This window comes from Bacillus sp. AFS073361, assembly GCF_002567005.1.
Classification (GTDB): domain Bacteria; phylum Bacillota; class Bacilli; order Bacillales; family Cytobacillaceae; genus Neobacillus.
Map to the genome: position 1 here is coordinate 95,696 of NZ_NUZU01000031.1, position 25,606 is coordinate 121,301.

Sequence of the window (25,606 nt, forward strand, 5' to 3'; positions counted from 1 at the left end):
AGAGAGGCCAAAAACAATTGAAAATCAGTTGTTTTTGACTCTCTTTTTTAAAGTTTAAGGAGCCTGTCCCTATAAAGCTACAATGTTTCTGTTTCTAGTCGAAATCCTTCCACGATGACATCTTCATCGATTTCCAACAATAAGCATCGTTTTCCTTGATACATAATATATTTTATGTTTTTAAGGTCTTTTGGGTCGATAGATAAATTTGCCACATTTGTATCGATCTTTATCTTTTTAGGAATTAAATTGCTCGCTTTGAACTCATGGGTTTCGTCTGCCAGCACATCTTTAAAGGCATGTTCCACTTGGGCAGTATCTACGTTTTCGACCCCGCTTACTTCTAAGATGCGTCCAATGTCTTTATAATCCAACATAGGGGCTGCACTTTCTTCGTTTTCTTCATTCTCTTGGATCACTTTATCAATTTCCTCATAAACATTGGAAATGACTTTGGAATCCACTTGATCCCCAATTACTTTTTTTAAAATTAGTTCAAAACCATCTTTATCTTCGTCTGCCGTGATGATTTCCTCACAATTAAGGACCTGTTCAATAAACGTAAAATCCGGTTCATTGGCTTTCCCCGCACAATAAAGAATATGGTTTACGTCTGAAGAATTGTCATTAAATGCAGGGAAAAGAAAGCCAGACATTGGAGATTGCAAATTAATGATTGGATCAAAGACCGTATTCGATTTAAATTCTTTCTCGACATAATCAAATAGCAAGGCCTTTTTCGGCTGATCCGTTCTATTAAGACTGCAAAGAATAAAATGGTTGGAATAGACTTCGTCATCCCCGCCTTCTTCTGATTCTGAATCCCGCTTCCTCGTCGGTTTACGATATTCTCCGCGGATAAACGTCACGACCGTATCAAATTCATACACCGTATGAGCAAACATTTTTCCAACCATAGCGAACATGTATTCCAGCCAATCTTCGGTTGTGTCAGCCTGTAACCCATCATAGAGAATCGACTGAGTGCTGTCTTCAGCATCACGCTGGAATTTTAGCTCGAACAGTTTGGAATCAAGTTGACCGGTCAAAACCTTTTTAAAATTTCCTAAAAACAATTCTTGTGTTTCCAGTTCTAACATTTGAAACGGTTGACAAACGTGATGATAAATCTCACCTGATTCTTTCTGAACATAGACATTGTAGATTTCATGAATGGCCAAGAGATCATTATTTAATTTAAATTGCTTGCGAATAGCAGCGACGTCGTTTTTATTCATCTATCTCAACTCCCATCCCTGATTATACTGTGCAGACACAAAAATAGAAATACATACAACTTCATGGGTTAACGATTTTGGAAAATTAATGAATGAAATCACCAATAGACTTGAATATCTTTAATTTAAGAAACATTAGCGTTTAAAAATCAAGAAAAGAAAACGCACATTTTGGACCAGCCAAATGTGCGTTCTTAATTTAAAACCGTATTATTTTTTTTGCACTGTTGCAATATACTTTTTAACCACTTCGTAAACATAGTCTTGATTAGCCTCAGCTGTATTGGGGTTGTATGCTCCGCCATTTGTTTTATTATTAGAAAGAATGCGAATACCCAAGAATGCGACATCATACGCATCAGCAATTTGTGCTGCAGCCGCACCCTCCATTTCCTCTACAGATGTACCATAATTTGTATGGAACCATTTAATCCGATCGACTTCATTGTTCCAGACATCTGCTGAACCGATGGTCCCTTCAACCACTTTACCTTTGGTGTATTTATCTTTTACGGCATTTGCTGCTGCAAGAAGCTTCTCGTCGCCATAGTAGTAACGAACTTTTTCTGCATTCGGATCTGACCCGCTTCCTTCAGAAGCCATCAAGTCCATAGGCTTCCAAATCGATGGATCCATACCTTCATTTTCTGCCATATTTCCTGTTTTTAACGAACCAATATTTGTTGTTCTCTTTCCTAAAACGATATCAAATACGTTCAAACTTGGGTCATGCCCACCTGAAGTCCCTTGATTAATAATCGCGATCGGATTGTATTTTTCAATGGCTAATGCTGTTGCAGCCGCTGTATTTTCCATTCCTTTACCTGTTTTAGCAACGATGACTGGATAATTGTTCACCTTTCCTTTGTAAAAGACAAACGTTCCTGACTTTTCCACTTTCACTTTTTCTAATTTTTGTGCAAACTTTTCGGCTTCAATAGGCATCGGGCCTTGAATGAGGATTGGTCTTGCTGCCCCTTCTACTTTTTCTTCTACTAGTAAAGTAGAATTACGGAATGCAAAGAGCGATAAGAATAGTACAGCAATAACAGCTAATGGAACGAACTTCTTTAAGCTTTTGTTTTTCATAAAAACCTCTCCCATTTCTTTTGATGTTTGATCTACTCGGGTAGCCTTGTCCAAAGAAAAAGGTCTAGAAATGTAGATTGATATCTACCTTCTAGACCTACGAAAGTCAAAGTATTGATAATCTAGCAACAAAAATAAATCTTTGCTAAATTAATAAATGGCCAAGGCACAAAAAACGTCTAATCGAAGCCGAATACTTTAACTCGTAGTCTAGTTCTTTCATTGGGAACCAGGTAGAGACACTCAGACCATATTTCCGAGTCTATACGAGTAAGGATATGTCAGTTATTACTTTTTTAATATAACAAACTTATTATGGATCGACAACAAAAAGGTGAATATTTTCAACAAAAAATATGTTAATGTTCGTGTTTTCTGGATTATTAACAAAAAAAAGAGGCTAATCATATAAATGATCAGCGAAAAATCACAAGTCGTGTTCACGAAGACAAAATCCTATATACCAATTTTGCCCTCATGAATACTCTCTCTAATGAATTGAGGCTAATATTTCTTGCATCTTCCGTGAAACGAGCGGATAAAAGTTATGAATAGCACTGGCAGTGGAATTCCCGCCGAAAAATCCAGTTCCCGGGCACGTTTTTACATTATAATTTGGACCCCTGTCCAGCACTCGTTCCTTCGTTCGTAGATCCCACCAATGATGATAAGTAATACTGTCAATGGACGGCGTCAGACCGAATTTAATCGACAGGGCCGCTGAAATATACACAATCGTTTCCTTCTGTGCCTCTGTCATTACATCATGACCTTTATCGAAGTTGCCAACATTTTCAATTGCGATTCCTATGGCATTCGCCCTTGGCCCTATGGTACCTTCGGGGGCTATATTAAAGGGTCTAGAAACGGCTATTTTTCCATCCGGAAAGGTGGTAATATTTTGAGCAATATTACTCCAGCCCATTTTTCGCTTGTGGAAATTTTCCATTCCCATCAACATCTGAAAATGATTGGACCCATTAAATTGCTTGTAAGACGGCTGCCAGGTGTGATGCTGTTGGATGAGCGTCACTTTCCTCTTAATCTGTGCATGAAATAACCAATCCCTAAATTCCTCCCGTGTCATCAAAATATGCTGCCCTTGCATCGTCATTTTTTTAGGAGGGATCTTTAATATTTGCCCAATAAACAGTCGTTCAGTAGAAAGTCGATTTTTGGCTTTAATAAGATGGACAGAAGAATGGAATGCCGACGCTATTCCTCTCAGTGTATCCCCAGCCACCACTTCATACGTGATTGGAACCCACAATTTTTGGCCAACCAATACTGAATTCGACTGCAATCCATTGGCCCCTTTTAGGTCATTGACGGAGGTTCCAAATTGAACAGCGATTCGCGGCAACGAATCGCCTTGCTTTACAACATATATATTTCTTGGCTTATACTCAGTGGCATGGGCAGGAATACTAGTAAATCGGATGATAAACAACAAACTGCATACAATCACCAAATGTTTTCTCATGTTTGATATCCCTTCACTCTATTTCTGCATTCATAGTTTGCAGAATAGCGTGGAGATTATTCTTCGCTGATTGGAAAGTAGTTCTTTTTACTTCGGATTCACTTCTTTACCAGTCTTAATATCTAATACTTTTGTAGGATCTTGTGGGGATGGAATGACTTTACTTTTAGGTGCCTTTTTATGATGTTCCACCCAGTCCACGAGTAAGTCAAAAGCTTGGTGGGCATACGGAAGCAATGGCTGGAGCTCTTTATTCGGATCCGTTGGATTGTTCCAGACCAAGCTGTCGACATGGTTTCCTTTTTCAACGGTATAGAGTCTGTGTAATTTGCCCTTTCCGACTTTGTTTACTAGCTTGTCGTAAGCATCCGCATGGATGGACGGAAAAATTAATGAGTCCCATGAACCAGTTATACTAATCAACGGCACATCAATATCGCCCGTATTTTCAATTGCTTTTACATTTTGTTTGACTGCGCTTGGGCGTAACATATAATTGTAATCTTTAAAAATGTTATCGTAAGTTCGATCACGAGTACCATCCAGCTTATAATTCAAATAGTTTCTCCAGTCAATTTGGTTAGGTGCGGTTGGGTCAAGTTCATCCCGATAAATATTTAAGGTGAGGAACCAGTAGACTTGATCATGATAACTCCACAGTTTTTCAGAGCCTCTAGGTAAACCAGCTTTATACATTTCTTTCATTGCCGTTTGCTTTTCTTTACCCGTACCGTAAAGGGCTTTCTCCGCATGATTAACGACTGGGGTTAACGAACTAATTAAATTCGGATCCTTCGCACGCCATAACACGCCTTCCCAATCCACTCCGCCATCATATAGTGCAGGTTCCCCGGTCTTATCTGGACCGTCGTGTTCCAATGCATAACGGACGACATAACCGCCATTTGAAATTCCCATCGCATAGGTAGGCACTTTGTGTTTTTTTGTTATCAATTTGCTGGCTGGATTTTTCCGATCTTTCTCTTTAATCAGTTGATCCCGATAATTTTCAATTAAGTATTTTTGCGCTGCAATGGTCAATTGGCGAAAGCGCTGATTCCATTCCAAGATGCTGTCATCCTCTGCAGCTAAGGCGTTCTTGGCTTTGGCGAATGGATCGTTAGTGTCCATTTCCCCTTGTGTCCCTTTATCTGTTGCCGCAAACGCATAACCTTTTGCTAAAACATAATCACTAAACAGTAAATCAGTCGCCGTTTCATTTCGAGTTGCAGGGATTCCCCCTACAACTAATTTCCCATTCCAGTTGTCTGGTACACGAATGACAAATTTGGCATCGTCAAACATACCGTTGACTTGAACGCCGCTTACTGACGCAGGGTTGTACATGCGATGCCAACCTGTTCCCTCTTCCTTATTCCCCCAATTATAAGGAGCGAGCCCTATATTCCCAAAGACAGTGGCAGCAGCATATTGAGACGGATTTCTTGTTGTTAACCAGTTTCCGTTTGTCCCATCATATTTGCTCACCGTAACTTCTTGTGCCCCCGGTACCACAGGAGAATTCGATGCGGAAACATTTTTTTGCAAATATGTTTGAGGAACAAGCGGAAACATTAAAGCAGAGGCAGCAGCTATCGCTAAGAGTTTACGTTTCACCAAAAAATCCCCTCCGATTCTTAATTCTGATTTTTGATTTACACAGATACAGAGTTAACGAGCAATTCCGGACAAATTGTAAATGAAGCTTCTGTTTTTCCCTTAACTTCCTCAAGGCTAACTCCTTCTTGAGTTTCCACTAAGACCATTCCTTCAGGCGTAAAATCAAAGACAGCTAACTCAGTGATTAAGCGATGGACAACCCCTTTCCCTGTTAAAGGCAGGGTGCATTCTTCCTTAATTTTAGACTCGCCATATTTATTGACATGTTCCATAATCACAACAATGCGCTTTGCCCCATTGACAAGGTCCATCGCTCCGCCCATACCCTTTACCATTTTCCCTGGAATCATCCAGTTGGCAAGATCACCGTTTTCTGAAACCTCCATACCGCCAAGAATGGCTAAATCAATATGGCCGCCGCGGATCATAGCAAAGGACTCGGCACTATCAAAATAAGAGGCGCCATTCACTGCTGTCACTGTTTCTTTCCCAGCGTTGATTAAATCAGGATCCACTTGTTCCTCATCCGGATAGGGCCCGATCCCCAAAAGACCATTTTCCGATTGAAGCAAAACGCTGTATTCAGCAGGTATTTCATTTGCTAAAAGCGTCGGTATTCCAATACCCAAATTGACATTCATCCCATCTTTTATTTCCTGCACTGCCCGCTTGATAATCCTTTGACGTACATCCATTGAAAATTCTCCTCCTTATGCTTGAATAACCGTCCGTCTCTCAATTCTCTTTTCATAACCTTCCCCTGCTAAAAGTCGCTGAACATACACGCTTGGTGTATGAATGTGGTCGGGATTTAACTCACCTGCACCGACAATTTCTTCTACTTCTGCAATCGTGATTTTTCCAGCCATTGCTGCCAACGGATTAAAATTTCTAGCTGTTTTGTGGTAAACTAAATTCCCTAGCGAATCCGCTCTCCACGCCTTTACTAAGGAAAAGTCGCCAACAATTGCTTTTTCAAGGATATAGGTTTTTCCGTCAAAATTTTTGTGTTCCTTTCCTTCGGCGATCGGAGTTCCAACCCCTGTCGCAGTATAAAATCCAGGAATACCAGCTCCTCCTGCACGGATTCGTTCTGCCAGGGTACCTTGTGGCACGAGTTCCACTTCTAATTCGCCGCTTAAAAATTGGCGTTCAAAAATCTTGTTCTCACCCACGTAGGAAGAAATCATTTTTTTAATTTGTTTATTCGCAAGCAAAAGTCCGAGTCCCCAATCGTCGACACCACAATTATTACTGACAATCGTTAAGTCTTTAACTCCTTTATCTCTTAAAGCCAGAATCGCCTTTTCAGGGATCCCGCATAGACCGAATCCTCCGACAATAATCGTGGCTCCGTCATGGATATCCTCGATGGCTTGATCAAACGAATCCATTATTTTCCCATTCTTCATGCTCGTTTCTCCTTTTTTATAGAATCATGCCTGCTGAACATTCCAATAAGGCATTCCTTTATCGACATATATGATTGGAACAACCAATTCACAGAAAACGTTTACAATTTTCTAACCTCCTATTCTATAAAATCGATGATACTCATTTAAGAAGCAAGTTTTATGCCAAATCTATTTTATTATTCAGAATGAAGGAATAAGGGAAGAAGTCCTTAAGTACTTTCACATTCTTGGTTAAATAAAATAAATATTTTCCGCTTTTTCGGAATTATATCTATGTCCCTTTTCCGAGAAACAGGAATTTTCCGTTCTTCCGGAAAAGAGTACCACTAAACCATTTTCGAAGATACCAAAAAAGGGTTAGTCCCTCAAAGGAATGAGAGACTAACCCTTTTTTAGCGTAATTGTGATATCCTTACATGAAAAAACCTCCTCAAACGAGAAGGTCTTACTCTTTCTCCCTAATAAACCAACCCTCAGGTTTTTTTTCTATCGTAAACAGATCTTCATCGAATTTTTTGCGAAGTGCTTTATACTCCTCATTTTCAAATTTAATCTCTGAAACTCTGATTTGTTTGAGTGTAATTTCGGGCTTTTTAACTTCAAATATTAAATCTTTAAAAATAAAAAAGGTTTTTTGTCGTTTCATTCTCTCCAATTCCTCCCTTTATTATTTCTTACGTATAGAATTAGGCAAAAATGAATGAAACCCTTTAAAAATTCTATGTAAATTTATTGTTAAATAATCATCATTGTTGAGCTTTTGAGCCAATTTCGGACTTCAATGAGCGAATTTGAAAATCAACAATCTAATAAGTTCCATAAAAAAAGATGCAATACAGAGCATCTTTCTTTAAAATTCCACTATGTTTTACTTGAAATTACTTTTCATATAAATAGTAATCTTGAGAATGGTAGCTTCTAAATCCACATGATTCATAGAGCCTAAGCGCATTGGCATTTTTAGCCTCTACCTCGAGAAAAATAGGTAATCCTTTTTGATGCTCCCTAATAACTACATTCGATAAGGCTTTTCTTCCAATCCCCTTTCCCTGGAGTTCAGGAAAAATGGCAAAACCATAGATCCAAGCTTCACCATTCGATTCGGAAACGCGTATTTTTCCGGCAGTTTTTCCTTCCGCTTCAATTATGAAACGTTCGTCACCGCTGGTTTCCCTAATCGTTTGGTTAAACGCTCGTGCCGCCTCTTCGTTGATTCCGAACCCTAAAAAATCAAGTTGGATTTCGGCTTCCCAATCCTCTGGAGAAATTGACGGACGCAATGTAACAGTCGGGTCCTCAGACAATTGCGTTTCCTGCCATTTCATTTGATACTCAGCAATCGAAAAAGCACATGGAACGCTTTTCAAAAACTGCTTGGCTGATTGAGATTTTGTTGGAGCATTTAACAAAATCGTAGGATATCGTTTTTCGGACTCTAGCAGGCCCCTTTCCATCAACTCAGAAAAAATTCCTCTTCTTCGGTAATCGGGGTGCACCATTCCACATATTTCTACTTTATCTCCAAAACCATAGATGCCAAGAAAGCCGACAAGCTTCCCGTCTTCATAATGAAATAAGTCTTTTTTTTGTTTTCCAATCCGATTTTCAAGCATATCAAAATTTAGCTTCAGGTTGAATCCACCCTCTTCTTCACAACCCCCCTGAAGCTCTTTAATTTCCAATAGATCTTCACGTGTAAGCATTCATTTCACCCCTGTTCATCTTCACCTATTTCTATTCTTGATTGTGGGTTGTCATTCCTTCTTTTAATATATTCTTATATAAAAAAAGCCACCGAGATGGCAGCTTAATTCTTATGAATGGCTCTCATTTATTAAACTCTTTTTTTCATTGCTACAATCCAAAAATACAAGTATATTCAACCTAAAAGGTATGAGAAGAAAAGAGTGATTCGTATGACTAGTGACCACCATCAAAAATCTAATAAATCATCTTACATGAGGTTGGGTTATGTGTTCGCTGTTATTCTCACCATCATACTTGGCCTGGCCTCAAGAAAATTCTCTCAACTGCTTCCGATCCTTGTTGCGGAGAATGCCGGGGATGCACTGTGGGCGATGATGGTTTATTTCGGATTTCGTTTCTTGCTGGTGCGAAAGAGCCTCCTAACAGCCATCATCCTTAGTTTATTATTCAGTTATGGCATCGAATTCAGTCAACTCTATCAAGCAGAATGGATTAATCATCTGCGCGGTACATTGATTGGAGCGTTAATACTTGGTCAAGGTTTTCTTACAGTGGATTTGATTCGGTATGCAATTGGGATTATGGTGGCTGCTGTAATAGATAAAATGACCCTTAGTGCAAAAAAACGTTAATCTTAGAAATCCCATAGCCTTAGTTACCTAATGCTATGGGAATTTCTAACGTATTTATTTTTGAACCATCTTTTGCGGAATATACAAATAATTCTAATTTACCTGTAGTTGTAGATACTAACTCCTTGGCAAATGTGATTTCAAATTCACCCCAAGCTGGCGCGCCCTCTGTTTGGTAGTTTCCTTCTTTAACGACTTTTTCTCCATCATATAGAGCATATTGAAAGACCCCTTCAAAGACTTGGGCTTTCCCTGTTACAAGGATTGTATCAGCCTTTTCTGTAACGACGACATCTTTAAAGACTTCATTGTGATATACTTCTTCCTCCGGTTCCTCTGAAACAGGTCCATTGGGATTTGACGGATTTTCTCCATCTGGTACTGTTACGGGTGGTTTTTCACTTTCCACATCCTGTTGTGAAGTACAAGCAGCTAATCCCATTGAAACCAACAATACAGCGATCAAATAAGCCATCATTTTCATCATGTTATCCCGCCTATTTTTTCTTTTCATTTATTATATTTTATTATTTTTTGAATAATCCTGTGTGCTGGAAAAATAATTATAAATAAACAAACCAATAAAAAATAGACGGAGCTGGTTCTTCCTTTTGGGAAGCCCAAGTCCGTCTTTTTTACAACAGAAGAAGTTAACTATTTTTGCTTTTTGGTTTGAAGGTTTTACAACAGGTTTCGGCTGAGGTACCTGCCGTATCCACATGATTCTTTTCACCTAATTCGGAAGAAAACTCTGTATCATAGCGGGCATGGTTATCAATTTCAACCATAATTTTATCCGCTGTACATACATTACCTTCACCATAAAACGAACAGTTGGCTATTGAACAAGATACTTCAACTTTAGGCATTGTCGAACCTCCTAGTTAATGAACTGTTGCTTTTTTATATTTTGTAAAAACAATTTTTTCATTCACTGGATTATTTTTTACTCTAATGAAATGGAGACATTTTTCCAAGATAACAAGAAAGGCAACGACCCCTTTGGGTTCGCTGCCTCCTTTTAATAACGTTCACTATTAACTTGCTCGTGTCTCTGGTGAAAGATTGTGAACTTTCCCATGATTGGTTTTTTCCTTCGTTTTTGGATTTCCAACATTTGGTGCCTTAATGGTCATGGCGATGAGTAAGGATACAACGCTCAGTACCGCTATAAGCTTAAATGTAGGAATAAAACCACCTAAGGCAGAAGCAATAAATGATCCAGAAATGGCTCCAATTCCGAAACCTTGATAAATGATGCCGTAATTTTTGCTTTGATTTTTCAAGCCAAAGAAATCAGCGACAATAGCCGGGAAGATCGTAATATTCCCGCCAAAACAGAAGGCAATCCCAGCAACACAGGCAAAGAACAAGGCATAATTAAGTTGGACAAAGCTTAATACGGTCACAGCTGCTGCAGTTACAAGAAGGGCAAATGAGACCACTCTTAAACGACCGACTTTATCCGATAAGGCCCCGAGAATGATACGACCGCTTGTATTAAAGATAGCAACTAATGCCACAGCATTACTAGCCGCTTCCACATCAAGTCCAGCCATTCTCACTCCAATATCCTTCACGATTCCAATTAAGAATAATCCACTCATACACGCAGTGAAGAAAATGACAAATAATAGATAAGCTTGCTTGGTTTTAAGCATTTCTTTCACAGTGAAATCTTTTTGAACGCTGTCACTAAGGGTTTGCACTGCTTGACCCATTTTTGCTTCTCGTACTAGGAATGAACCACCCACAACTAATATCATGACGATTAATCCCCAGTAAAAAAAGGCTTGAGACACACCAACGGATTGAATCAGTGAACCGTTTATAAATTTGAATAACAAACTTCCCGTACCGTACGCACCAACAGAAATTCCTGAAATAAGTCCTTTTCTCTCTGGAAACCACTTAATTAAATTTGATAATGACGTAATATAAGCTGTACCGTCTGCTGCCCCAACGACAACACCAACTAAAATATAAAGCATCCATAAAGATGATACTTGGGAACTAAGAATTAATCCTGCTCCTAGTACAAAGCCTGCAACACCAATTAAACGGCGAAGCCCCCATTTATCCTGCAGCTTTCCAGCAAACAACGTAGAGAATGCCAAGGCGAAGCTGGTAATAGAAAACGTAATAGCAACTGAATTTAACTTCCAATGAAAGAGTTCTACTAACGGCTGGTTAAAAAGACTCCACGTATAAATGGTACCTAAACCCATCTGTACAATAATCGTTCCTAACACGATCAGCCATCGACGATCTGTTCTTGATTTCATTGCGATCTCCTCTTTTCTTCCATGTAAAAATGATAATGTTACATTTAATAATCTTTAATTGATTTTGTTTACATCATCATCATAGCATCGAAAAAGAGAAAGAAATCGGTTTCAGAATGAGATGCCTATTATTCGGAATGAATGGCGGTTATAGATGCATAATTTGTCGAAACGCTTTCACCTTACTTCTACTGACCGGAATTTCCTCAGAAAGACCTTTTAAACGAAGCATATAGGTTTGATTAAACCATGGAACGATTTCGCGGATTTTGGTCAAGTTAATCGTATAAGAACGATGACATCGAAAGAATAGGTTCTCTGGTAAAAGTGCGTCAAATTCCGAGATGCTCATCGGCATGATGTACTCCTCCTCTTTCGTATACACCAATGTCACTTTTTCACTAGCAATCGCGTAATAGATATCATTGGCGTCTGTTACGATAATTTTATCGTTCTTTTTCAAATTGATTCGATTAGACGCCTGTGAGGGGTTTTCCCTTTGCTTTCCCAGCGGATACGGATGAGACACGAGTGTTCCCTCCGGGAGCAATGTTTCAGCGTGATCTCGTTTAAAAGCAGATTCCAATCTGCTTAACATCGCGGCAATCCGCTTCTCATCATAGGGCTTTAAAATATAGTCAAAAGCTTCAAGTTCAAAAGCTTGGGCAGCATGCTCTTTATAAGCTGTAGTAAAGACAATATATGGCCTTTTTGAAAATTTACTGATAGTACTCGCTAACAACATCCCATTAAGGGAAGGAATATTAATATCTAGAAAAATGACATCTGTTTCATTCTCCTGCAAAAATTTTAATACATCTAAGCCATCATCAAAAGTATGGGTCACTTCAATTTTACTATAGGCTTCAACTAAATACTCCAGTTCTTCACGTGCAGGGATTTCATCCTCGACAATAATTGCTCTCATAGGTTCTCCTTTACTATATCAAAAAAGACTTCTGTTCCAGGTGACAGTCGGTGAATGACCAGTCCATGTCCATAAATGAGTTTCACTCGCTGGTGAACATTATACAAGCCAATTTTGTTGGCCGGTACATTATCATGGAGCAAATGATGAATGGCATCCTCGCTAATTCCGGCCCCGGTATCTTTCACACTAATTCTTACTTTGTTTTCCAAATTCTTGACCGAAATAGTTACCTTTCCGGGTCCTTTTATCTTTAAGACTCCATGGATAATGGCATTTTCGACTAGAGGCTGAATAAGAAGACTTGGTATGTACACATTTACATCATCTACCTCATATTCCACTGTTAATCGGCTCCCAAAACGCGCCTTTTCTATTTCCACGTAATCTCGGACTTGTGCTAATTCTTTATGGATATCAATCAATTCATCACTAACTTCTAAATTGTAACGCATATAGCCAGAAAGATTAATAATTAGCTCACGCGCCTTGTCCGGATTTTTGCGTGTGGTGGAGGCAATGGCATTGAGGGCATTAAACAAAAAATGCGGATTAATTTTTGTTTGCAATGCCTTTAATTCAGCCTTGTTCGCAGCTTCCCTAATTTGTTCAATCCGGGAAACCTCCATTAGTGTGGAGATGATTTGCGATAATCCGATCGCCATTGTCTGCAGTGAATAGGTCATTTTATAAGCTTTCCGGTAATAGATTTTAAGGGTGCCTGTCACCTCACCATGCTCCTCAAAAGGAACAATGAGCAGCGAGTGAATTTGCGGTGTATGGTGATCCTGAACTTGATTCCGAATGATAAATTTCCCACTGTGAATGGCCTCTTTGGTCAAATCACTAATGATTTCCTGCCCAATGACATATCGTTCTTCTCCAAAGCCCACATAGGTGAGCACGTTATGGGTATCGGTTATCGCTACCGCGTCGGCCTTGATATCATCTTTAATAATACGACAAATTTCTGTCAAGGAATCCGAATTAATCGACCGAAAGTAGGGAAGTGTCTTGTTCGCGATATCCAATGCTAACTTCGCCTGTCTCGCCGCAATCATTTCCTTTTCACCTTCAACGCTCATCACAAGCAAAACAATTAAACCAATGTTGACCTCTCCAATAATCATCGGGAAGGCGATTTTTGAAACAATGTCCAAACCTAGTTCGTACGGATTTGCCATCACTAGGATTAACACCATGGTCAAAATTTCCGACAACATTCCGGCTGCTATTCCATAAATCCAGCGCAAAGACCGTTTCACGCTTCGATTAATATACCCCGAAACAATCCCTGCAAAAATGCTCGTAATTAGGCACGGGATGGAAGTGATCCCACCAATATCAATGACATATCGATGGACTCCTGACACAATACCGGTAATAATTCCTACCCATGGTCCAAATAAAATTCCACCCGAAACCACCGCAATAATCCTGACATTCACCAGTGAACCTTCCACATTGATCCCGGAATACGTACCAAATATGGCAAATAAGCAAAACACAAGTGTAATGACAAAACGCTCTGTGGCAGAATGCTGGTCTTTTTGAAGCGATTCCTTAAATCGTGGGATTCGTATCATAAAGAATAGGCAAATCAAGAGTAAAGCCGCCCGTTCAAATAAATCAATAAGCATTTCTAATGATGTGTTCATTTAACGTTCCCTTCTTCTGTATGTTTTCTAAAAACCTCATCCATAACTTCAATATTATACTACTAGCTGGTTTCGAAAAGGAAAAAATGGAATGTAATGAAATCACCCAGTTCTATCCATTCTTAACAGCTTGCCTATTTTTCTCTTGAGAAATATAAACAGGCTTTTTTATTAGGACAACGTCTTCCCGTGATACATATACATGCAGTATAAATTTAATTGTGGAATGTAAGGGGAGAATTTTTATGGATAGAGACATCATGAAAAAGTTCATTGGCAAAGTAATCAAGATTGGTAGAGGAGGACCTGAATCCAAAATTGGGATGTTAATGGATACCGGCGACGATCATATCACCATTCTCACCGAAGATGATGGAATTGTTTACTACAATACGAATCATATTAAAAGTTTTACAGATAACATAAAAGAGAGTATGTCTTTCGACATAGACCTACCTGAAAATTTAACATTTATAAAAGGGGCTAATCTCCAAGAACTGCTTGGCTCAATGAAATACAAATGGATTAAAATTAATCGTGGCGGCCCTGAGACCATAGAGGGAGTACTCGCAAATGCAGATAATGATTCTATTTTTTTAATCAATGGTCAGGAACTCGTTCGTCTTTCCATGTACCATATTAAAAGTATTAGCTATGGTTTAAAAATTCAAAAGACCAATAGTGAAAACACTTATACACAACAATCACAACAAAGAGAAGGAAAATCAAGTAATAGCAGTCAAAATAAAAAAAATAACAGTCAAAAAAACAAAAATAAAAATAAAAATAAGAAAAACCGCAATAAGAGATCTTCGCAAAAAACAACGGATAATGATGCGGAAACGAATATAGCAAATCCATTATCCATAACGGGAATTTCGTTTGAAATAGATATTGAAGAGGCTGAAATGAATCAATCATTGCCTAAATTCACAACTGAAACTTCGCAAGGAACGCCTGTTGGAGAGGATGACGGTAGTCTTTCCATTCCATTGGCCACAATGGAAACATCAGAAGGAGAACCTATTGATGAGGATGACGATAGTCTTTCCATTCCATTATCCACAATGGAAACTCCGCAAGGAGAACGTATTGATGAGGATGACGATAGTCTTTCCATTCCATTATCCACAATGGAAACTTCGCAAGGAGCACCTATTGATGAGGATAACGGTAGTCTTTCCATTCCATTGGCCACAATAGAAACTTCTAAAGTAATGCCTATTGTAGAGGATGAAAGTAATCTAGCCATTCCACTCTCGGCACTGGAAGCTTCGCAAGTAATACCTGTATTTGAGGATGAAAGTGATTTATCCATTCCACTATCCACATGGGAAACTTCGCAAGAAACACCTGTTGGAGAGGATGAAAGTGATCTAGAAACTCCTCTATACACAATGGAAACTACAAAAGTAACAACTGGTGAAGACATGCTAATTGATCTAGCAGTTCTAATTACTCTAATGAAAAAGTTTATAAGAAAATATTCAAACAATACCCAAAATTAAACCTTTATTCCTTTTGTTTTGAAATATTTGGAATTAATCACTCTCACACATTACAAAAAAGAAAGACCATCATTTGGTCTTTCTTCTTCTATGTTACTATCCATCGATTTTCAATCAAATGAACCCATTGTTTGGAATAATTCTTCATTTGATTTTGGAGTTACATAAATGGTTCGACTTGGAAACGCTATGTCTACTCCCTCTTCCTCTAATATCGCCATAATGGCTAAATTGATTTCATGTTTAATTTTAACGTGCTCTGCCCAGACAGTAGAATTCGTAAAGAAGTAGATAAGAATATCGAGACTACTCTCATTATAATGATCAAATGCAACCATAATCGTATCAGGATGGATTTCTTCATGTGTGGTTAATAAATGTTCAATCCGTTTAACCACTCGTTGAATTTGTTCTTTCGTCGTTTGATAGTTAAGTCCTAAGTGAAAAGAAATTTTTCTCTTCCCCATTCGACTCCAGTTGGTAATGGCTTCATTGGCAAGTGTTGCATTGGGAACGGTAACTAGCGCCTGACTAAACGTACGAATTTTCGTGCTTCTGAAATTAATATCTTCGACAATCCCTTCGACACTAGGTGTTAAGATCCAATCTCCAATCGAAAAAGGTTTTTCAGTGACAATGACGATTCCGCCTATTAGATTTCCTACCGCTTCTTTTGCAGCTAAAGCAAAGGCTAGACCCCCTAGCCCTAGACCAGCCACCAATCCGTTGACGTCATAATCAAACTCTTGGCCAATAATACTAATGCTGATGGCAATGATGATGACGCGGATCGTCCTTGAAATGAACGGTAATAGAATTAAATCAATCTTATTGTTGATCTTTTGATTAACACTTATTAAAATACCCTCAGTTGGAGATGACAAGTTAAACAAGCCCCAAGTAATTAATACGATAACCATAGAACGGAGGAATTTTAAAAATAACGTATTATGCTGTTCGATAAACGGGAAATAATCCATGGCTAAATACAAACCTATAATGATAAAGAACCATCCCAAAGGACGTTCAAATCCTAAACAAATTTTAGTAAAAACATCAGTTGGTGTTTTCCGAGATAATTTTACAATCAACTGAAATACATACTTTGTAAATATGTTTCTAAAAAGGATAAATAATACCAAAATACCAATAGAAATTCCTAAATTTTTTAACATGTCATAGTCTAATCCCGCCATTGAAAAAGCCATGACAAATGAACCAAAAGACATTCTAAAATACCTTCTCTCTTTTTACGATATATTTTTTGCAGAATTACATTTTCATATAATAACTGCTTCCACAAAATTTTTAAATACAACTATAGTCTTAGATTGGAAGAAAATAAAAAAGATGAAGAACGGTGCCTCCATCTTTATCGCCTTTTGATTAATTTTGTTTTACCGAAACGCTTTTTTTATTTTCAATCCGTTGTAAAATACCTATTGGAAGATACGTAATGAAAAAGACAATCAGGGCGGCAATCTCGAGATTTATATAATACATAATTCCATTGCCGAAAAAAGTGAGGATCGTTTTGGCTTCTGTTGGACTCGCTAAGTAGAAAAAGTTGGTGCCAAGCAGCAGATTTAAGAAAAAGATGGGGACAGCGATCAGGTTCACGGTTAAGAAACTAGAAATCATTGCTTTCATCGGTACCCTATAATCTTCAAAAAGAATAAAGTAAAAGGCGGCTAACGGAATAACGGAATGATGAAGGAAGTATTCAATATAGCGAAAATGTGGGAAATTGTAGGTCATTTCAGGTGTAACCATTGCTAAAATGGGGGTTAATGTACCAAAAAAATACAACAAATAAAACACTTTTTTGTTCCTTTTCAAGAATAAAAACATCGCCAAAAATGAACTAATAGAACACAGTTGTAATGGAAGATTACTCACAGCCCATTGTTGGGTAAGTATTAACCATAATTGCAAAGAAATCTCACAGGTTGGCAAAAGTATAAACAAGGACCATTTGATGACCAGTTGGTATCGCTTCTGTTGATTTCTGAAATACACCAATGCACCACATGCAGCGAAGAATAATACTAACGTAACAATGTGGACTGTTGAAAACATCTTGAATCCCTGCATTCCTGTAGCAGAAAACATGATGCCATCACACCTCTCCCTGTACATTGAAATGCTGCTATTCTAAATAGTATTCATTTACCGAAAAATCTGACACGATTTTCTTTAGTTCGAACCGATTAGATCAAGTGACTCGATACACAAAAAAGTTGGTACCTTTAGAACCAGGCACCAACCCTTTTTCTCTTATTTTTTCTTACACTTTCTGTAGTAGTGATCCTTCCTCATATCTTTTCGCAAGCTCCTAATAAGTTCTCAGTCTGTTCAAGTACTAAGAACAGCTCATCCCAAGAATTTTGTGTCGTCAAGTTCTGGGCATGTGCTAAGTTGTTTCGTAAACCCTCTAATTGTTTAAAGTATGTTTTCCCTTTGCTCTTTGATTTAATCCCTAAAAGTTCCCGTAACGGATTCTCATTCAGGACGATGTCTCGTTTATCACAAATTTGTAGGCAATCACATAATTGAATGGCTTCGTTCCGTGACTTTCTAAGTGAAAATAATTCTTCAGCTAATTGAATTCGATGGCCACTTAAATGTTTTTTCCAGGTATTATCAGGGAAAAAATCATTAATAATTCGATATAAGTGCATCTCTAACAAGGTAATCAGCCCAAATAATAACATTCGAATCGGTGGTTTTTGGAGATCTGCCAGCGTTACTACTTTTGTTACCCTATTCCCTTCCAGGATAAATACTCGCTCTTTCTCTTTTAAAAAAAATAAAGTATCAATTAATGGTGTGGATTCCGAGACAAGCTCGGTCGGACTAAAACTCCGGTAATACTCTTCACAGATTCCTACCGTTAATTCATTTCTAATAACATAACCGATAACCACTCCACGATCTTCCACACCCATCACATCATAGTCTTTCATATCCATCATGTTTTTTATCATTTGAGCATCATCCGTAAGATGACACGTATCCATGGTTTCAGAAATACTGTTCACTGTTATGTTTTGCTCATACAACGACCGAAGATTTTTATAAGAACTTACTTTATCACGTTGCTTTGTTGGCATAAATGTCAAATAAATCTCCTCCCATAAGTTCTTCTTGATGACCTTTCACTGTGGATTGAAGAAAAAATACACCATTGTTGGTGTATTTTCCATTTAATTTAATCCATATTCTTTTATTTTGTTATACAATGTCCCTCGTGAAATACCTAAAAGGTTAGCCGCCGCGCTTTTATTTCCATAGGTTTTTCTTAATGCTTCCTCAATCTCAATCACTTCAGGATTTATTCGAACATCTTCCAGATGAACAATTTCTTCTTTTGGACTGGTAGTTTGTTTCACGGTTAACTTACTTTTCATATTATCAGGCAAATGTTCATCGGTAATGACAGATTTGTCAGTAAGGAGAACCAAACGTTCGATTGTGTTCCTAAGTTCACGGATATTACCTGGCCAGTCATAGTTCACCAACAGGTTCATGGTTTCAGAAGAGATTTCCTGCACTGGCTTTTTATACTTAGAGCTGAATTCCAGAATATAGTTCTGGATATGGGCAACGATATCCTTTTTTCTAGTTCTTAAGGGCGGGATATCAATGGTAATAACGGATAAATGAAAATAAAGCTGCTCGTTGAAATGTCCTTCTTTCACGAGTATTTCAATCGATTCTGACGTGGATGTGATTATTCGGGTTGGTGAGGTAATTTTCTCTACTCCTCCGACCCGGTAAAAACAGTGATCGACCATATAATTTAGTAGTTTTCCTTGAATCTGAAGCGGCATCTTGTCAATATTTTCTATAAATAATGTACCGCCTAGAGCTTGCTCGATCCGACCGATTTGTAAGGTTTGCTGTTCCGCTGTAAAGGTTTCCTTTTGAAAACCGAAAAGTTCCATTTCCAACAAAGCAGGAGGAATGACAGAACAGTTTAGGGTAATAAATGGCCCTTCGGCCTTTGTGCCTCCATAATGAATCGCTTGTGCTAACATTTCCTTTCCAGATCCAGGTTCCCCTGTTAAGTGAATCGGAATATCCGCATGGGCAACCTTTTGCGCAATCTTCAACGCTTCCTGAAATTTAGGACTCTCACTTACCATGGTTGAAAAGGGACTGTTTTTTTGAACAAGCACGGAAGAATTGGAATCCAATTCTTCGTTTAGTCGGATAATATTCGTGATATTCTGTTCGGTCGCGACTCCGCCAATAATCTTATTTTCGATGATGATGGGTGAAGCGTTAATGAGAACATGTGTATCCTTATCAGGTCGATGATATTGCCCTCTTACCGGCCGTCCCTCATTTAAAATTCGGTGCAGGACAATCGATTCATCACGAAAGTGCTCCCCTATTTTTTTTCCAAGGATGTACTCTTTTTTAATCTTATAGGTTTCCTCCGCTGTTGTATTCCAATAGACCACGCGTCCCACCTGATCGACCGCTGTGACTGATTCATTAATCGTTTCTGCTAAGGTCTGAAAATAAGCAGAAATCTGGCGGTTTTCTTCTTCTAGCATTTCCATCCGCTTTTCAGCTGAAAGAACCCCAACAATCCCCTTTTCATCTTTTACAAGAACCGGCCTCCGCCAATCAACCGGCCCATCGACTCCATTGACATCCGAAATGACAGATGATGGCAGCCAGTGAAGCTGTTCTAGCCAATTATTAATGGGTATCGAGTCGTCACCTAAATCCATCAGGCTTTTTTCATAATTAGCAATGATCAAGTATGTTCCACCTGACACAATAACAAAATGGTACTCGTTCAGTTTCTCTTTAATATCTAGTAATGGTATATGTTGATTAACAATTGTAAAGGAATCATCCAGTATCAATTGAACACTTTTGAACATACTAAAATCCTTTCATGCTTTATTATCACATTAACATTATCATAAATTGAACGCCTATTCTAGCAAACCAGACCTTTTAAGTGCCATAGATTAGGACTCTCCAGATAGGAATGAACATGAATGAAAAAAGCTGAACCCGAAACTGAATTCGGGTATCAGCTTTTTTTCACCAACATGCACTTTAACCCTATGATCAAATTTTGGCTTTTTGGTCAACGTGTTAAAAGGTTATGCTGAGTGTTTATATTGATCAAATTCTCTTTGTAATTGCTCACTTGGTTCGGGAGTCATTAAGCTGACGATCCAGATGGCTGCCAAACCGACAATAAATCCTGGGATAATTTCGTATAAATTGTTTTTTAATACGGGTACACTGGCCCATATGATGACCGTTACGGCACCGCCAACCATTCCGGCAAGAGCACCCCATCTGTTCATCCGTTTCCAGTATAGGCTCATCAGAATAACTGGACCAAACGAAGCTCCAAAGCCAGCCCAAGCGTATCCGACCAGCGATAAAATGGTTCCATATTTATCAAAGGCTATGACTACAGCAATGATCGAAACAACTAGCACAGAGAGTCTGCTGATCATCATGAGTTCTTTATCTGTTGCTGAGCGGCGGAAGAACGTCTTATACACATCCTCGGTCAGCGAACTTGCGGTCACAAGAAGCTGGGATGAGATCGTACTCATAACCGCAGCTAATAATGCAGCCAGTAAAAACCCAGTAATTAATGGATGAAATAAAATGCGGCTTAGTTCAATAAAGACGGTCTCAGGATCTGCTAGTGTGAGTCCCTGTTTAGAATAAAAGGCCAAACCGATGAAACCGGTAAACATCGCACCACCAACCGAAAAAATCATCCAGCCCATACCAATTTGTCTTGCTTTTTTAATTTCTTTCACGGACGAAATCGCCATAAAGCGGACAATGATATGAGGCTGGCCAAAGTAACCCAACCCCCACGCCATCAAGGAAACAATGCCTAACACGGTAGTCCCTTTAAAAATATCAAATAACTTCGGATCGATTCCCTTTATTTCCTGAAATGCGGGACCAATGCCGCCGACTTCCATAATAGTTACAATTGGGACCAAAATAAGTGCAGTAACCATAATTAAACCTTGTACAAAATCGGTCCAGCTTACAGCCAAAAAGCCGCCAAATAAAGTATATGCAATTACGACAGCAGCGATAATCCATAGCCCTGCTTGGTAATGCAGATTAAAGGTTGATTCAAACAGAACCCCGCCTGAAACCATTCCCGATGATACATAGAAAGTAAAAAAGACAATAATGATGAGTCCAGAGGTCAAACGAAGCAGATTTGAACCATCTGCAAAACGATTCTCCAGGAACGCAGGAATGGTCATCGAATTGTTGGCGTTCTCTGTATAGGTTCTTAACTGCGGTGCTACATAAAGCCAGTTTATATAGGCCCCTATGGTTAAACCAATGGCGATCCATGAGGCACTCAACCCTTGAGAAAACATGGCCCCAGGAAGACCCATTAGGAGCCAGCCGCTCATATCAGACGCCCCTGCACTTAGTGCAGTAACAGCAGGCCCCAGACCTCTTCCGCCTAACATATAATCTTCAAGATTAGACGTACGTTTGTATGCAAAATAACCAATGATCAGCATACCTGCCATATAAATACCGATAGAAATTAGAATCTGTATATTCAAAGCCCATCCCCCATTCTGTTTTTGAATCCTATGAAGCGCTTACAATAAAATTTTAAACACGATTGGTTTTGGAAGAGTTCCCCCCTCTTGATGAGGAGGGTTCCCCGTTTCTACAATTATTAAAGTTTTCTAGATTTTAGTTTAGCTTGAGTAAATAATAACAGGTAATCGAATCCACCAGCTTTTGAATCAGTCCCTGACATGTTGAATCCGCCAAATGGATGGGCACCAACTAATGCACCCGTACACTTTTTATTAATGTAAAGATTTCCACAATGCATGTTTTCAAGGGCATACTGAATTCGTCCCTCATTTTGCGAGTGATAAGCACCTGTTAATCCATAATCGGTATCATTATAGATCTCAATCGCTTCCTGCCAGTCGGCTGCTTTCGTAAGGGCAAGGACAGGACCAAAGATTTCCTCCTGCATGATCCGGGCTTTTGGCTGAACATCCGCAATAACGGTTGGTTCAATGTAGAAGCCGTTCCCCTCTGCTCTAGAGCCGCCTGTAAGCAATCGGCCTTCTGTTTTACCAATTTCGATATAGCTCATAATTTTATCTACTGATTTTTGGTCGATTACTGGTCCAACTGCAAAGTTCTCTTCAGGAAGGCCCACCGTTAGATTCTTCGTTAACTCTGTTACTTTCTCAACCACTTCCTCATAAACGGATTCGACAATAATCGCTCGAGAACCAGCGGAACATTTTTGTCCTTGGAAGCCAAAAGCGGAAGCGACAATCGCCGCTGCTGCTGCATCTAAGTCGGCTGTTTCATCAACAACAACTCCATCTTTGCCGCCCATCTCAGCAATGACACGCTTTAACCACAATTGCCCTGGCTGAACCTTAGACGCCCTTTCATAAATTCGGCAGCCTACCGCCCGTGAACCTGTAAAGGAGATAAATCGAGTGCTTGGATGCTCAACCAAATACTCACCTACATCAATTCCATCACCTGGCAAATAGTTGAGCACGCCTGAAGGAAGACCAACCTCTTCCATTAATTCCACAAATTTGGCTGCAACCACAGGAGTAGCATCCGCTGGTTTCAAAATCACCGTATTTCCTGAGACAATGGCTGCGACAGTGGTTCCTGCCATAATCGCCAATGGGAAGTTAAACGGAGAAATAACAATCCCAACACCGAGTGGAATATACGAAATTTGATTGTCTTCTCCTTCGATGTTCACAAGCGGTTGATGAATGCTTGTCTCACTTAGGCGAAGCATTTCTCTTGCATAGAATTCCATAAAATCGATGGCTTCGGCTGTATCAGCGTCTGCTTCAGCCCAGTTCTTCCCTGATTCAAGGACAAGGTACGAAGAAAACTCATGCTTGCGCTGTCTCATTAAAGCTGCGGCTTTGAATAGATATTCCGCACGATCTGCGGGAGCTACCTTTTTCCAAGTTTCAAAGGTTTTCAACGCTTCCTGCATCGCTTTTTCAGCTAATTCTTTATTCCCTTTGCTTACCGACCCGATGACTTCATCCACATTTCCTGGATTAGTAGAAATGGTTTGTTCCTCAGTAACTAGCTTTTCATTGCCGATTACCAGCGGGTATTTCCTGCCTAGTTCTGTTTTCACTTTCGCAAGGGCTGCATACATTAATTGCTTATTTTCCTCGAGAGAAAAATTCGTAAAAGGCTCATTTTTAAATGGTGCATGTTTTGTTACAGTTGTCATAATTTTTCGACTCCTTTTTATGTAAAATTGTTATTTTAATAGATTTTTGAGAACAAACCATACATTGGCGGGTCTTTCTGCCAACCTTCTCATAAAATAACCAAACCAGTCTACTCCGTAAGGGACATAAACTCGGACATTAAACCCTTCTTTTACAAGCTTAGCTTGAATATCCTCGCAAATTCCATAAAGCATTTGGAACTCGAATTGGTCTTTAGCTATTCGGTATTCACTGACTAACGTTTTTGTATATTCAATCATTGCTTCATCATGTGTTGCTACCGCTGTATAGTTGCCATTTAATAGATGTTGCTTAATAATCTTTTTAAAATTCTCATCGACATCTTTCTTCTCTGGAAAAGCAACCGTTGGAGACTCTTTATATGCCCCTTTTACGAGACGCAAGTTTGCGTTCAGTTGATTTAAGTCGGCAATATCCTGTTCTGTTCTAAAAAGGTAGGCTTGAATAACAAGTCCGACATTGTCATATTCCTTCCGAAGCTCTTTATAAATATCCAAGGAAATTTGACAATGATCAAAATCTTCCATATCGATTCTGACAAAATTTTGATGTAGCTTTGCCCTATTAAGAATTTTACGCATATTCTTCATACATAACTCTCTGCTAATATCAAGGCCAAGCGATGTCATTTTAAGTGAAAGATTGGACTTGACCCCTGCTTCTGCAATCGCATCGAGGGTTTGAATGCACATGGCCGTTGATTCCTGCGCCTCTTCTTCTGTATAAACAAATTCCCCAAGATGGTCTAAAGTAACCATTTCCCCATCACGATTTAACCTTTTCACGGAATCGATGGCAGTTTGGATCGTTTCCCCCGCTACAAATCGCCCTGCTCCAAAGCGCAAACCGTATTTTTTTGCTAGTTTGTTAGCTGATGTATTCTTCCCAAGTGATTGAAACATATTTCTCATTAATAATTCCATTGCTTCAAACCTCCTTCACAGAATGAACAAAAATGTTTATCATGAAATTCCTTAACACAATCTTATAACACTTTGTACAAAAGTGTCTATATTTTTTTACAATTTAAACAAAGTTGTTAACTTATTAATCCGAATATACGCGTTGTTTAACATTTTTTGAACAACATTGTAAGAAAATCAGACATAGTTTTTCTCTATTAATAACAATCTATAAAACTTACTACTAATTTACTGGAGGTTTTCTTTGAAAAATGCGATAGGAAAAAAGTCTAAAGGAAAATTGATGGATTTACTTTCCACTTGCATTTCTTAAAAATAAAAAGTAAAGAGTTGGAAAGGACGTGTTCAGATACGATGCTTTATATACGAGATATTGAGAAAATCATTGAACATACATTGCTAGTGCATAAATTAACGATTGAGTATGAAATTAGCAATACCCTGCCCGCCCCGATGAGTTTTAACGTTTCTACTAATATGATTAAATTTAACTATTTAAAAATTAATGGATATATAGCAAATATTAACTTTAAAATTAAAGAAACAGACGAAGATTGTGTTAAAATTATCCTATATCATCAGCTCGGTTATTATTTGGATTTTAAGAAAAACAAACATGATTTAAGGATCATTAAATATGGCGAGGATGATGAAAAAGCACAGCTTCTAACATTAATAGAAACGAATGCTTGGGAATATGGCAGGACTTTGGTTCCTGATAGACTATTAAATTCCTATGATAAAGTCCGTCAATTAGACAAAATGCTGATAAAAAGCTACTAATAAAATATATGATCTGATAAATAAGGAGAAAATC

Annotated in this window: 23 protein-coding genes and 1 riboswitch; of the genes, 3 read left to right on the forward strand and 20 right to left on the reverse strand. The window is 38.6% G+C overall.

From position 1 onward, the window contains the following. Positions 1-77 precede the first annotated feature (77 nt). The 8 genes from COJ96_RS15340 to COJ96_RS15375 all read right to left on the reverse strand — a co-directional run bounded on the left by COJ96_RS15340 (position 78) and on the right by COJ96_RS15375 (position 8,548). Positions 78-1,238: a DUF4317 domain-containing protein gene (locus tag COJ96_RS15340; protein ID WP_098574687.1), complete on the reverse strand. Its 1,161-nt coding sequence runs from the start codon at positions 1,236-1,238 to the stop codon at positions 78-80. Between the two features lie 210 nt (positions 1,239-1,448). Then, positions 1,449-2,327, reverse strand: a complete 879-nt coding sequence (locus COJ96_RS15345) for a 5'-methylthioadenosine/S-adenosylhomocysteine nucleosidase (protein ID WP_098574688.1) — start codon at positions 2,325-2,327, stop codon at positions 1,449-1,451. 186 nt (positions 2,328-2,513) lie between these two features. Continuing rightward, positions 2,514-2,617: riboswitch (purine riboswitch) on the reverse strand. Positions 2,618-2,817: 200 nt separating this feature from the next. After that, positions 2,818-3,810, reverse strand: coding sequence for a LysM peptidoglycan-binding domain-containing protein (locus tag COJ96_RS15350; protein WP_098574689.1), 993 nt, complete (start codon positions 3,808-3,810; stop codon positions 2,818-2,820). Positions 3,811-3,897: 87 nt separating this feature from the next. Then, positions 3,898-5,427 carry a tannase/feruloyl esterase family alpha/beta hydrolase gene (locus COJ96_RS15355; RefSeq protein WP_098574758.1) on the reverse strand — a complete coding sequence of 510 codons (1,530 nt, stop codon included), beginning with the start codon at positions 5,425-5,427 and terminating at the stop codon, positions 3,898-3,900. Between the two features lie 38 nt (positions 5,428-5,465). Continuing rightward, a complete protein-coding gene (locus COJ96_RS15360) occupies positions 5,466-6,125 on the reverse strand; it encodes a 3-oxoacid CoA-transferase subunit B (protein WP_098574690.1) in 660 nt (219 codons plus the stop codon). Positions 6,126-6,140: 15 nt separating this feature from the next. Continuing rightward, positions 6,141-6,824: a CoA transferase subunit A gene (locus COJ96_RS15365; protein WP_373561705.1), complete on the reverse strand. Its 684-nt coding sequence runs from the start codon at positions 6,822-6,824 to the stop codon at positions 6,141-6,143. 466 nt (positions 6,825-7,290) lie between these two features. Continuing rightward, positions 7,291-7,491: a hypothetical protein gene (locus COJ96_RS15370; RefSeq protein WP_098574692.1), complete on the reverse strand. Its 201-nt coding sequence runs from the start codon at positions 7,489-7,491 to the stop codon at positions 7,291-7,293. A 232-nt stretch (positions 7,492-7,723) separates the two neighbouring features. After that, the gene (locus COJ96_RS15375) at positions 7,724-8,548 is read right to left on the reverse strand and encodes a GNAT family N-acetyltransferase (RefSeq protein ID WP_098574693.1); all 825 of its coding nucleotides are present in this window, start codon (positions 8,546-8,548) and stop codon (positions 7,724-7,726) included. Between the two features lie 213 nt (positions 8,549-8,761). Here COJ96_RS15375 and COJ96_RS15380 point away from each other — a divergent pair, with 213 nt between their 5' ends. Further along, on the forward strand, positions 8,762-9,184 hold the full coding sequence (locus COJ96_RS15380) for a ribosomal maturation YjgA family protein (RefSeq protein ID WP_257148530.1): 423 nt from the start codon (positions 8,762-8,764) through the stop codon (positions 9,182-9,184). Between the two features lie 19 nt (positions 9,185-9,203). On the opposite strand, the gene COJ96_RS15385 is transcribed toward COJ96_RS15380, so the two are convergent. The 5 genes from COJ96_RS15385 to COJ96_RS15405 form a co-directional block, all read right to left on the reverse strand. Beyond that, the gene (locus COJ96_RS15385; RefSeq protein WP_180230131.1) at positions 9,204-9,671 is read right to left on the reverse strand and encodes a Gmad2 immunoglobulin-like domain-containing protein; all 468 of its coding nucleotides are present in this window, start codon (positions 9,669-9,671) and stop codon (positions 9,204-9,206) included. Positions 9,672-9,834: 163 nt separating this feature from the next. Beyond that, a complete protein-coding gene (locus COJ96_RS15390; protein ID WP_098574695.1) occupies positions 9,835-10,053 on the reverse strand; it encodes a DUF1540 domain-containing protein in 219 nt (72 codons plus the stop codon). Between the two features lie 168 nt (positions 10,054-10,221). After that, on the reverse strand, positions 10,222-11,469 hold the full coding sequence (locus tag COJ96_RS15395) for an L-lactate MFS transporter (RefSeq protein WP_098574696.1): 1,248 nt from the start codon (positions 11,467-11,469) through the stop codon (positions 10,222-10,224). A 148-nt stretch (positions 11,470-11,617) separates the two neighbouring features. After that, a complete protein-coding gene (locus COJ96_RS15400) occupies positions 11,618-12,397 on the reverse strand; it encodes a LytR/AlgR family response regulator transcription factor (protein ID WP_098574697.1) in 780 nt (259 codons plus the stop codon). After that, complete coding sequence (locus COJ96_RS15405) at positions 12,394-14,055, reverse strand: sensor histidine kinase (RefSeq protein ID WP_098574698.1); 1,662 nt, start codon at positions 14,053-14,055, stop codon at positions 12,394-12,396. The genes COJ96_RS15400 and COJ96_RS15405 overlap by 4 nt, the downstream gene beginning before the upstream one ends. 260 nt (positions 14,056-14,315) lie before the next feature. Here COJ96_RS15405 and COJ96_RS15410 point away from each other — a divergent pair, with 260 nt between their 5' ends. Beyond that, a complete protein-coding gene (locus tag COJ96_RS15410) occupies positions 14,316-15,563 on the forward strand; it encodes a hypothetical protein (RefSeq protein WP_142333010.1) in 1,248 nt (415 codons plus the stop codon). A gap of 110 nt (positions 15,564-15,673) precedes the next feature. Here COJ96_RS15410 and COJ96_RS15415 read toward each other — a convergent pair whose 3' ends face one another. The 7 genes from COJ96_RS15415 to COJ96_RS15445 all read right to left on the reverse strand — a co-directional run bounded on the left by COJ96_RS15415 (position 15,674) and on the right by COJ96_RS15445 (position 24,789). Then, the gene (locus COJ96_RS15415; RefSeq protein WP_257148531.1) at positions 15,674-16,792 is read right to left on the reverse strand and encodes a mechanosensitive ion channel family protein; all 1,119 of its coding nucleotides are present in this window, start codon (positions 16,790-16,792) and stop codon (positions 15,674-15,676) included. 157 nt (positions 16,793-16,949) lie between these two features. Continuing rightward, on the reverse strand, positions 16,950-17,675 hold the full coding sequence (locus tag COJ96_RS15420) for a YwaF family protein (RefSeq protein WP_098574700.1): 726 nt from the start codon (positions 17,673-17,675) through the stop codon (positions 16,950-16,952). A 203-nt stretch (positions 17,676-17,878) separates the two neighbouring features. Continuing rightward, the gene (locus COJ96_RS15425) at positions 17,879-18,685 is read right to left on the reverse strand and encodes a hypothetical protein (RefSeq protein ID WP_098574701.1); all 807 of its coding nucleotides are present in this window, start codon (positions 18,683-18,685) and stop codon (positions 17,879-17,881) included. Positions 18,686-18,769: 84 nt separating this feature from the next. Beyond that, complete coding sequence (locus tag COJ96_RS15430; protein WP_098574702.1) at positions 18,770-20,464, reverse strand: sigma-54 interaction domain-containing protein; 1,695 nt, start codon at positions 20,462-20,464, stop codon at positions 18,770-18,772. A 228-nt stretch (positions 20,465-20,692) separates the two neighbouring features. Beyond that, the gene (gene putP, locus COJ96_RS15435) at positions 20,693-22,156 is read right to left on the reverse strand and encodes a sodium/proline symporter PutP (RefSeq protein ID WP_098574703.1); all 1,464 of its coding nucleotides are present in this window, start codon (positions 22,154-22,156) and stop codon (positions 20,693-20,695) included. Between the two features lie 119 nt (positions 22,157-22,275). Continuing rightward, positions 22,276-23,844, reverse strand: coding sequence for an L-glutamate gamma-semialdehyde dehydrogenase (gene pruA / locus COJ96_RS15440; RefSeq protein ID WP_098574704.1), 1,569 nt, complete (start codon positions 23,842-23,844; stop codon positions 22,276-22,278). Positions 23,845-23,874: 30 nt separating this feature from the next. Beyond that, a complete protein-coding gene (locus COJ96_RS15445; protein ID WP_098574705.1) occupies positions 23,875-24,789 on the reverse strand; it encodes a proline dehydrogenase family protein in 915 nt (304 codons plus the stop codon). Positions 24,790-25,143: 354 nt separating this feature from the next. On the opposite strand from COJ96_RS15445, the gene COJ96_RS15450 reads away from it, so the two are divergent. Further along, positions 25,144-25,572, forward strand: coding sequence for a hypothetical protein (locus tag COJ96_RS15450; protein ID WP_098574706.1), 429 nt, complete (start codon positions 25,144-25,146; stop codon positions 25,570-25,572). The last annotated feature ends 34 nt before the right edge of the window (positions 25,573-25,606 follow it).

What these genes read in the sequence shown, in the direction of transcription:
- COJ96_RS15370 (WP_098574692.1), bottom strand. Translation starts at nt 7,491, where the DNA reads ATGAAACGACAAAAAACCTTTTTTATTTTTAAAGATTTAATATTTGAA.
- COJ96_RS15390 (WP_098574695.1), bottom strand. Translation starts at nt 10,053, where the DNA reads ATGCCTAAAGTTGAAGTATCTTGTTCAATAGCCAACTGTTCGTTTTAT.
- COJ96_RS15385 (WP_180230131.1), bottom strand. Translation starts at nt 9,671, where the DNA reads ATGATGAAAATGATGGCTTATTTGATCGCTGTATTGTTGGTTTCAATG.
- COJ96_RS15450 (WP_098574706.1), top strand. Translation starts at nt 25,144, where the DNA reads ATGCTTTATATACGAGATATTGAGAAAATCATTGAACATACATTGCTA.
- COJ96_RS15420 (WP_098574700.1), bottom strand. Translation starts at nt 17,675, where the DNA reads ATGTTTTCTGCTACAGGAATGCAGGGATTCAAGATGTTTTCAACAGTC.
- COJ96_RS15410 (WP_142333010.1), top strand. Translation starts at nt 14,316, where the DNA reads ATGAAAAAGTTCATTGGCAAAGTAATCAAGATTGGTAGAGGAGGACCT.
- COJ96_RS15350 (WP_098574689.1), bottom strand. Translation starts at nt 3,810, where the DNA reads ATGAGAAAACATTTGGTGATTGTATGCAGTTTGTTGTTTATCATCCGA.
- COJ96_RS15395 (WP_098574696.1), bottom strand. Translation starts at nt 11,469, where the DNA reads ATGAAATCAAGAACAGATCGTCGATGGCTGATCGTGTTAGGAACGATT.
- COJ96_RS15400 (WP_098574697.1), bottom strand. Translation starts at nt 12,397, where the DNA reads ATGAGAGCAATTATTGTCGAGGATGAAATCCCTGCACGTGAAGAACTG.
- COJ96_RS15375 (WP_098574693.1), bottom strand. Translation starts at nt 8,548, where the DNA reads ATGCTTACACGTGAAGATCTATTGGAAATTAAAGAGCTTCAGGGGGGT.
- COJ96_RS15445 (WP_098574705.1), bottom strand. Translation starts at nt 24,789, where the DNA reads ATGGAATTATTAATGAGAAATATGTTTCAATCACTTGGGAAGAATACA.
- pruA (WP_098574704.1), bottom strand. Translation starts at nt 23,844, where the DNA reads ATGACAACTGTAACAAAACATGCACCATTTAAAAATGAGCCTTTTACG.
- COJ96_RS15380 (WP_257148530.1), top strand. Translation starts at nt 8,762, where the DNA reads ATGACTAGTGACCACCATCAAAAATCTAATAAATCATCTTACATGAGG.
- COJ96_RS15340 (WP_098574687.1), bottom strand. Translation starts at nt 1,238, where the DNA reads ATGAATAAAAACGACGTCGCTGCTATTCGCAAGCAATTTAAATTAAAT.
- COJ96_RS15365 (WP_373561705.1), bottom strand. Translation starts at nt 6,824, where the DNA reads ATGGATTCGTTTGATCAAGCCATCGAGGATATCCATGACGGAGCCACG.
- COJ96_RS15360 (WP_098574690.1), bottom strand. Translation starts at nt 6,125, where the DNA reads ATGGATGTACGTCAAAGGATTATCAAGCGGGCAGTGCAGGAAATAAAA.
- COJ96_RS15415 (WP_257148531.1), bottom strand. Translation starts at nt 16,792, where the DNA reads ATGTCTTTTGGTTCATTTGTCATGGCTTTTTCAATGGCGGGATTAGAC.
- COJ96_RS15345 (WP_098574688.1), bottom strand. Translation starts at nt 2,327, where the DNA reads ATGAAAAACAAAAGCTTAAAGAAGTTCGTTCCATTAGCTGTTATTGCT.
- COJ96_RS15430 (WP_098574702.1), bottom strand. Translation starts at nt 20,464, where the DNA reads ATGTTCAAAAGTGTTCAATTGATACTGGATGATTCCTTTACAATTGTT.
- COJ96_RS15405 (WP_098574698.1), bottom strand. Translation starts at nt 14,055, where the DNA reads ATGAACACATCATTAGAAATGCTTATTGATTTATTTGAACGGGCGGCT.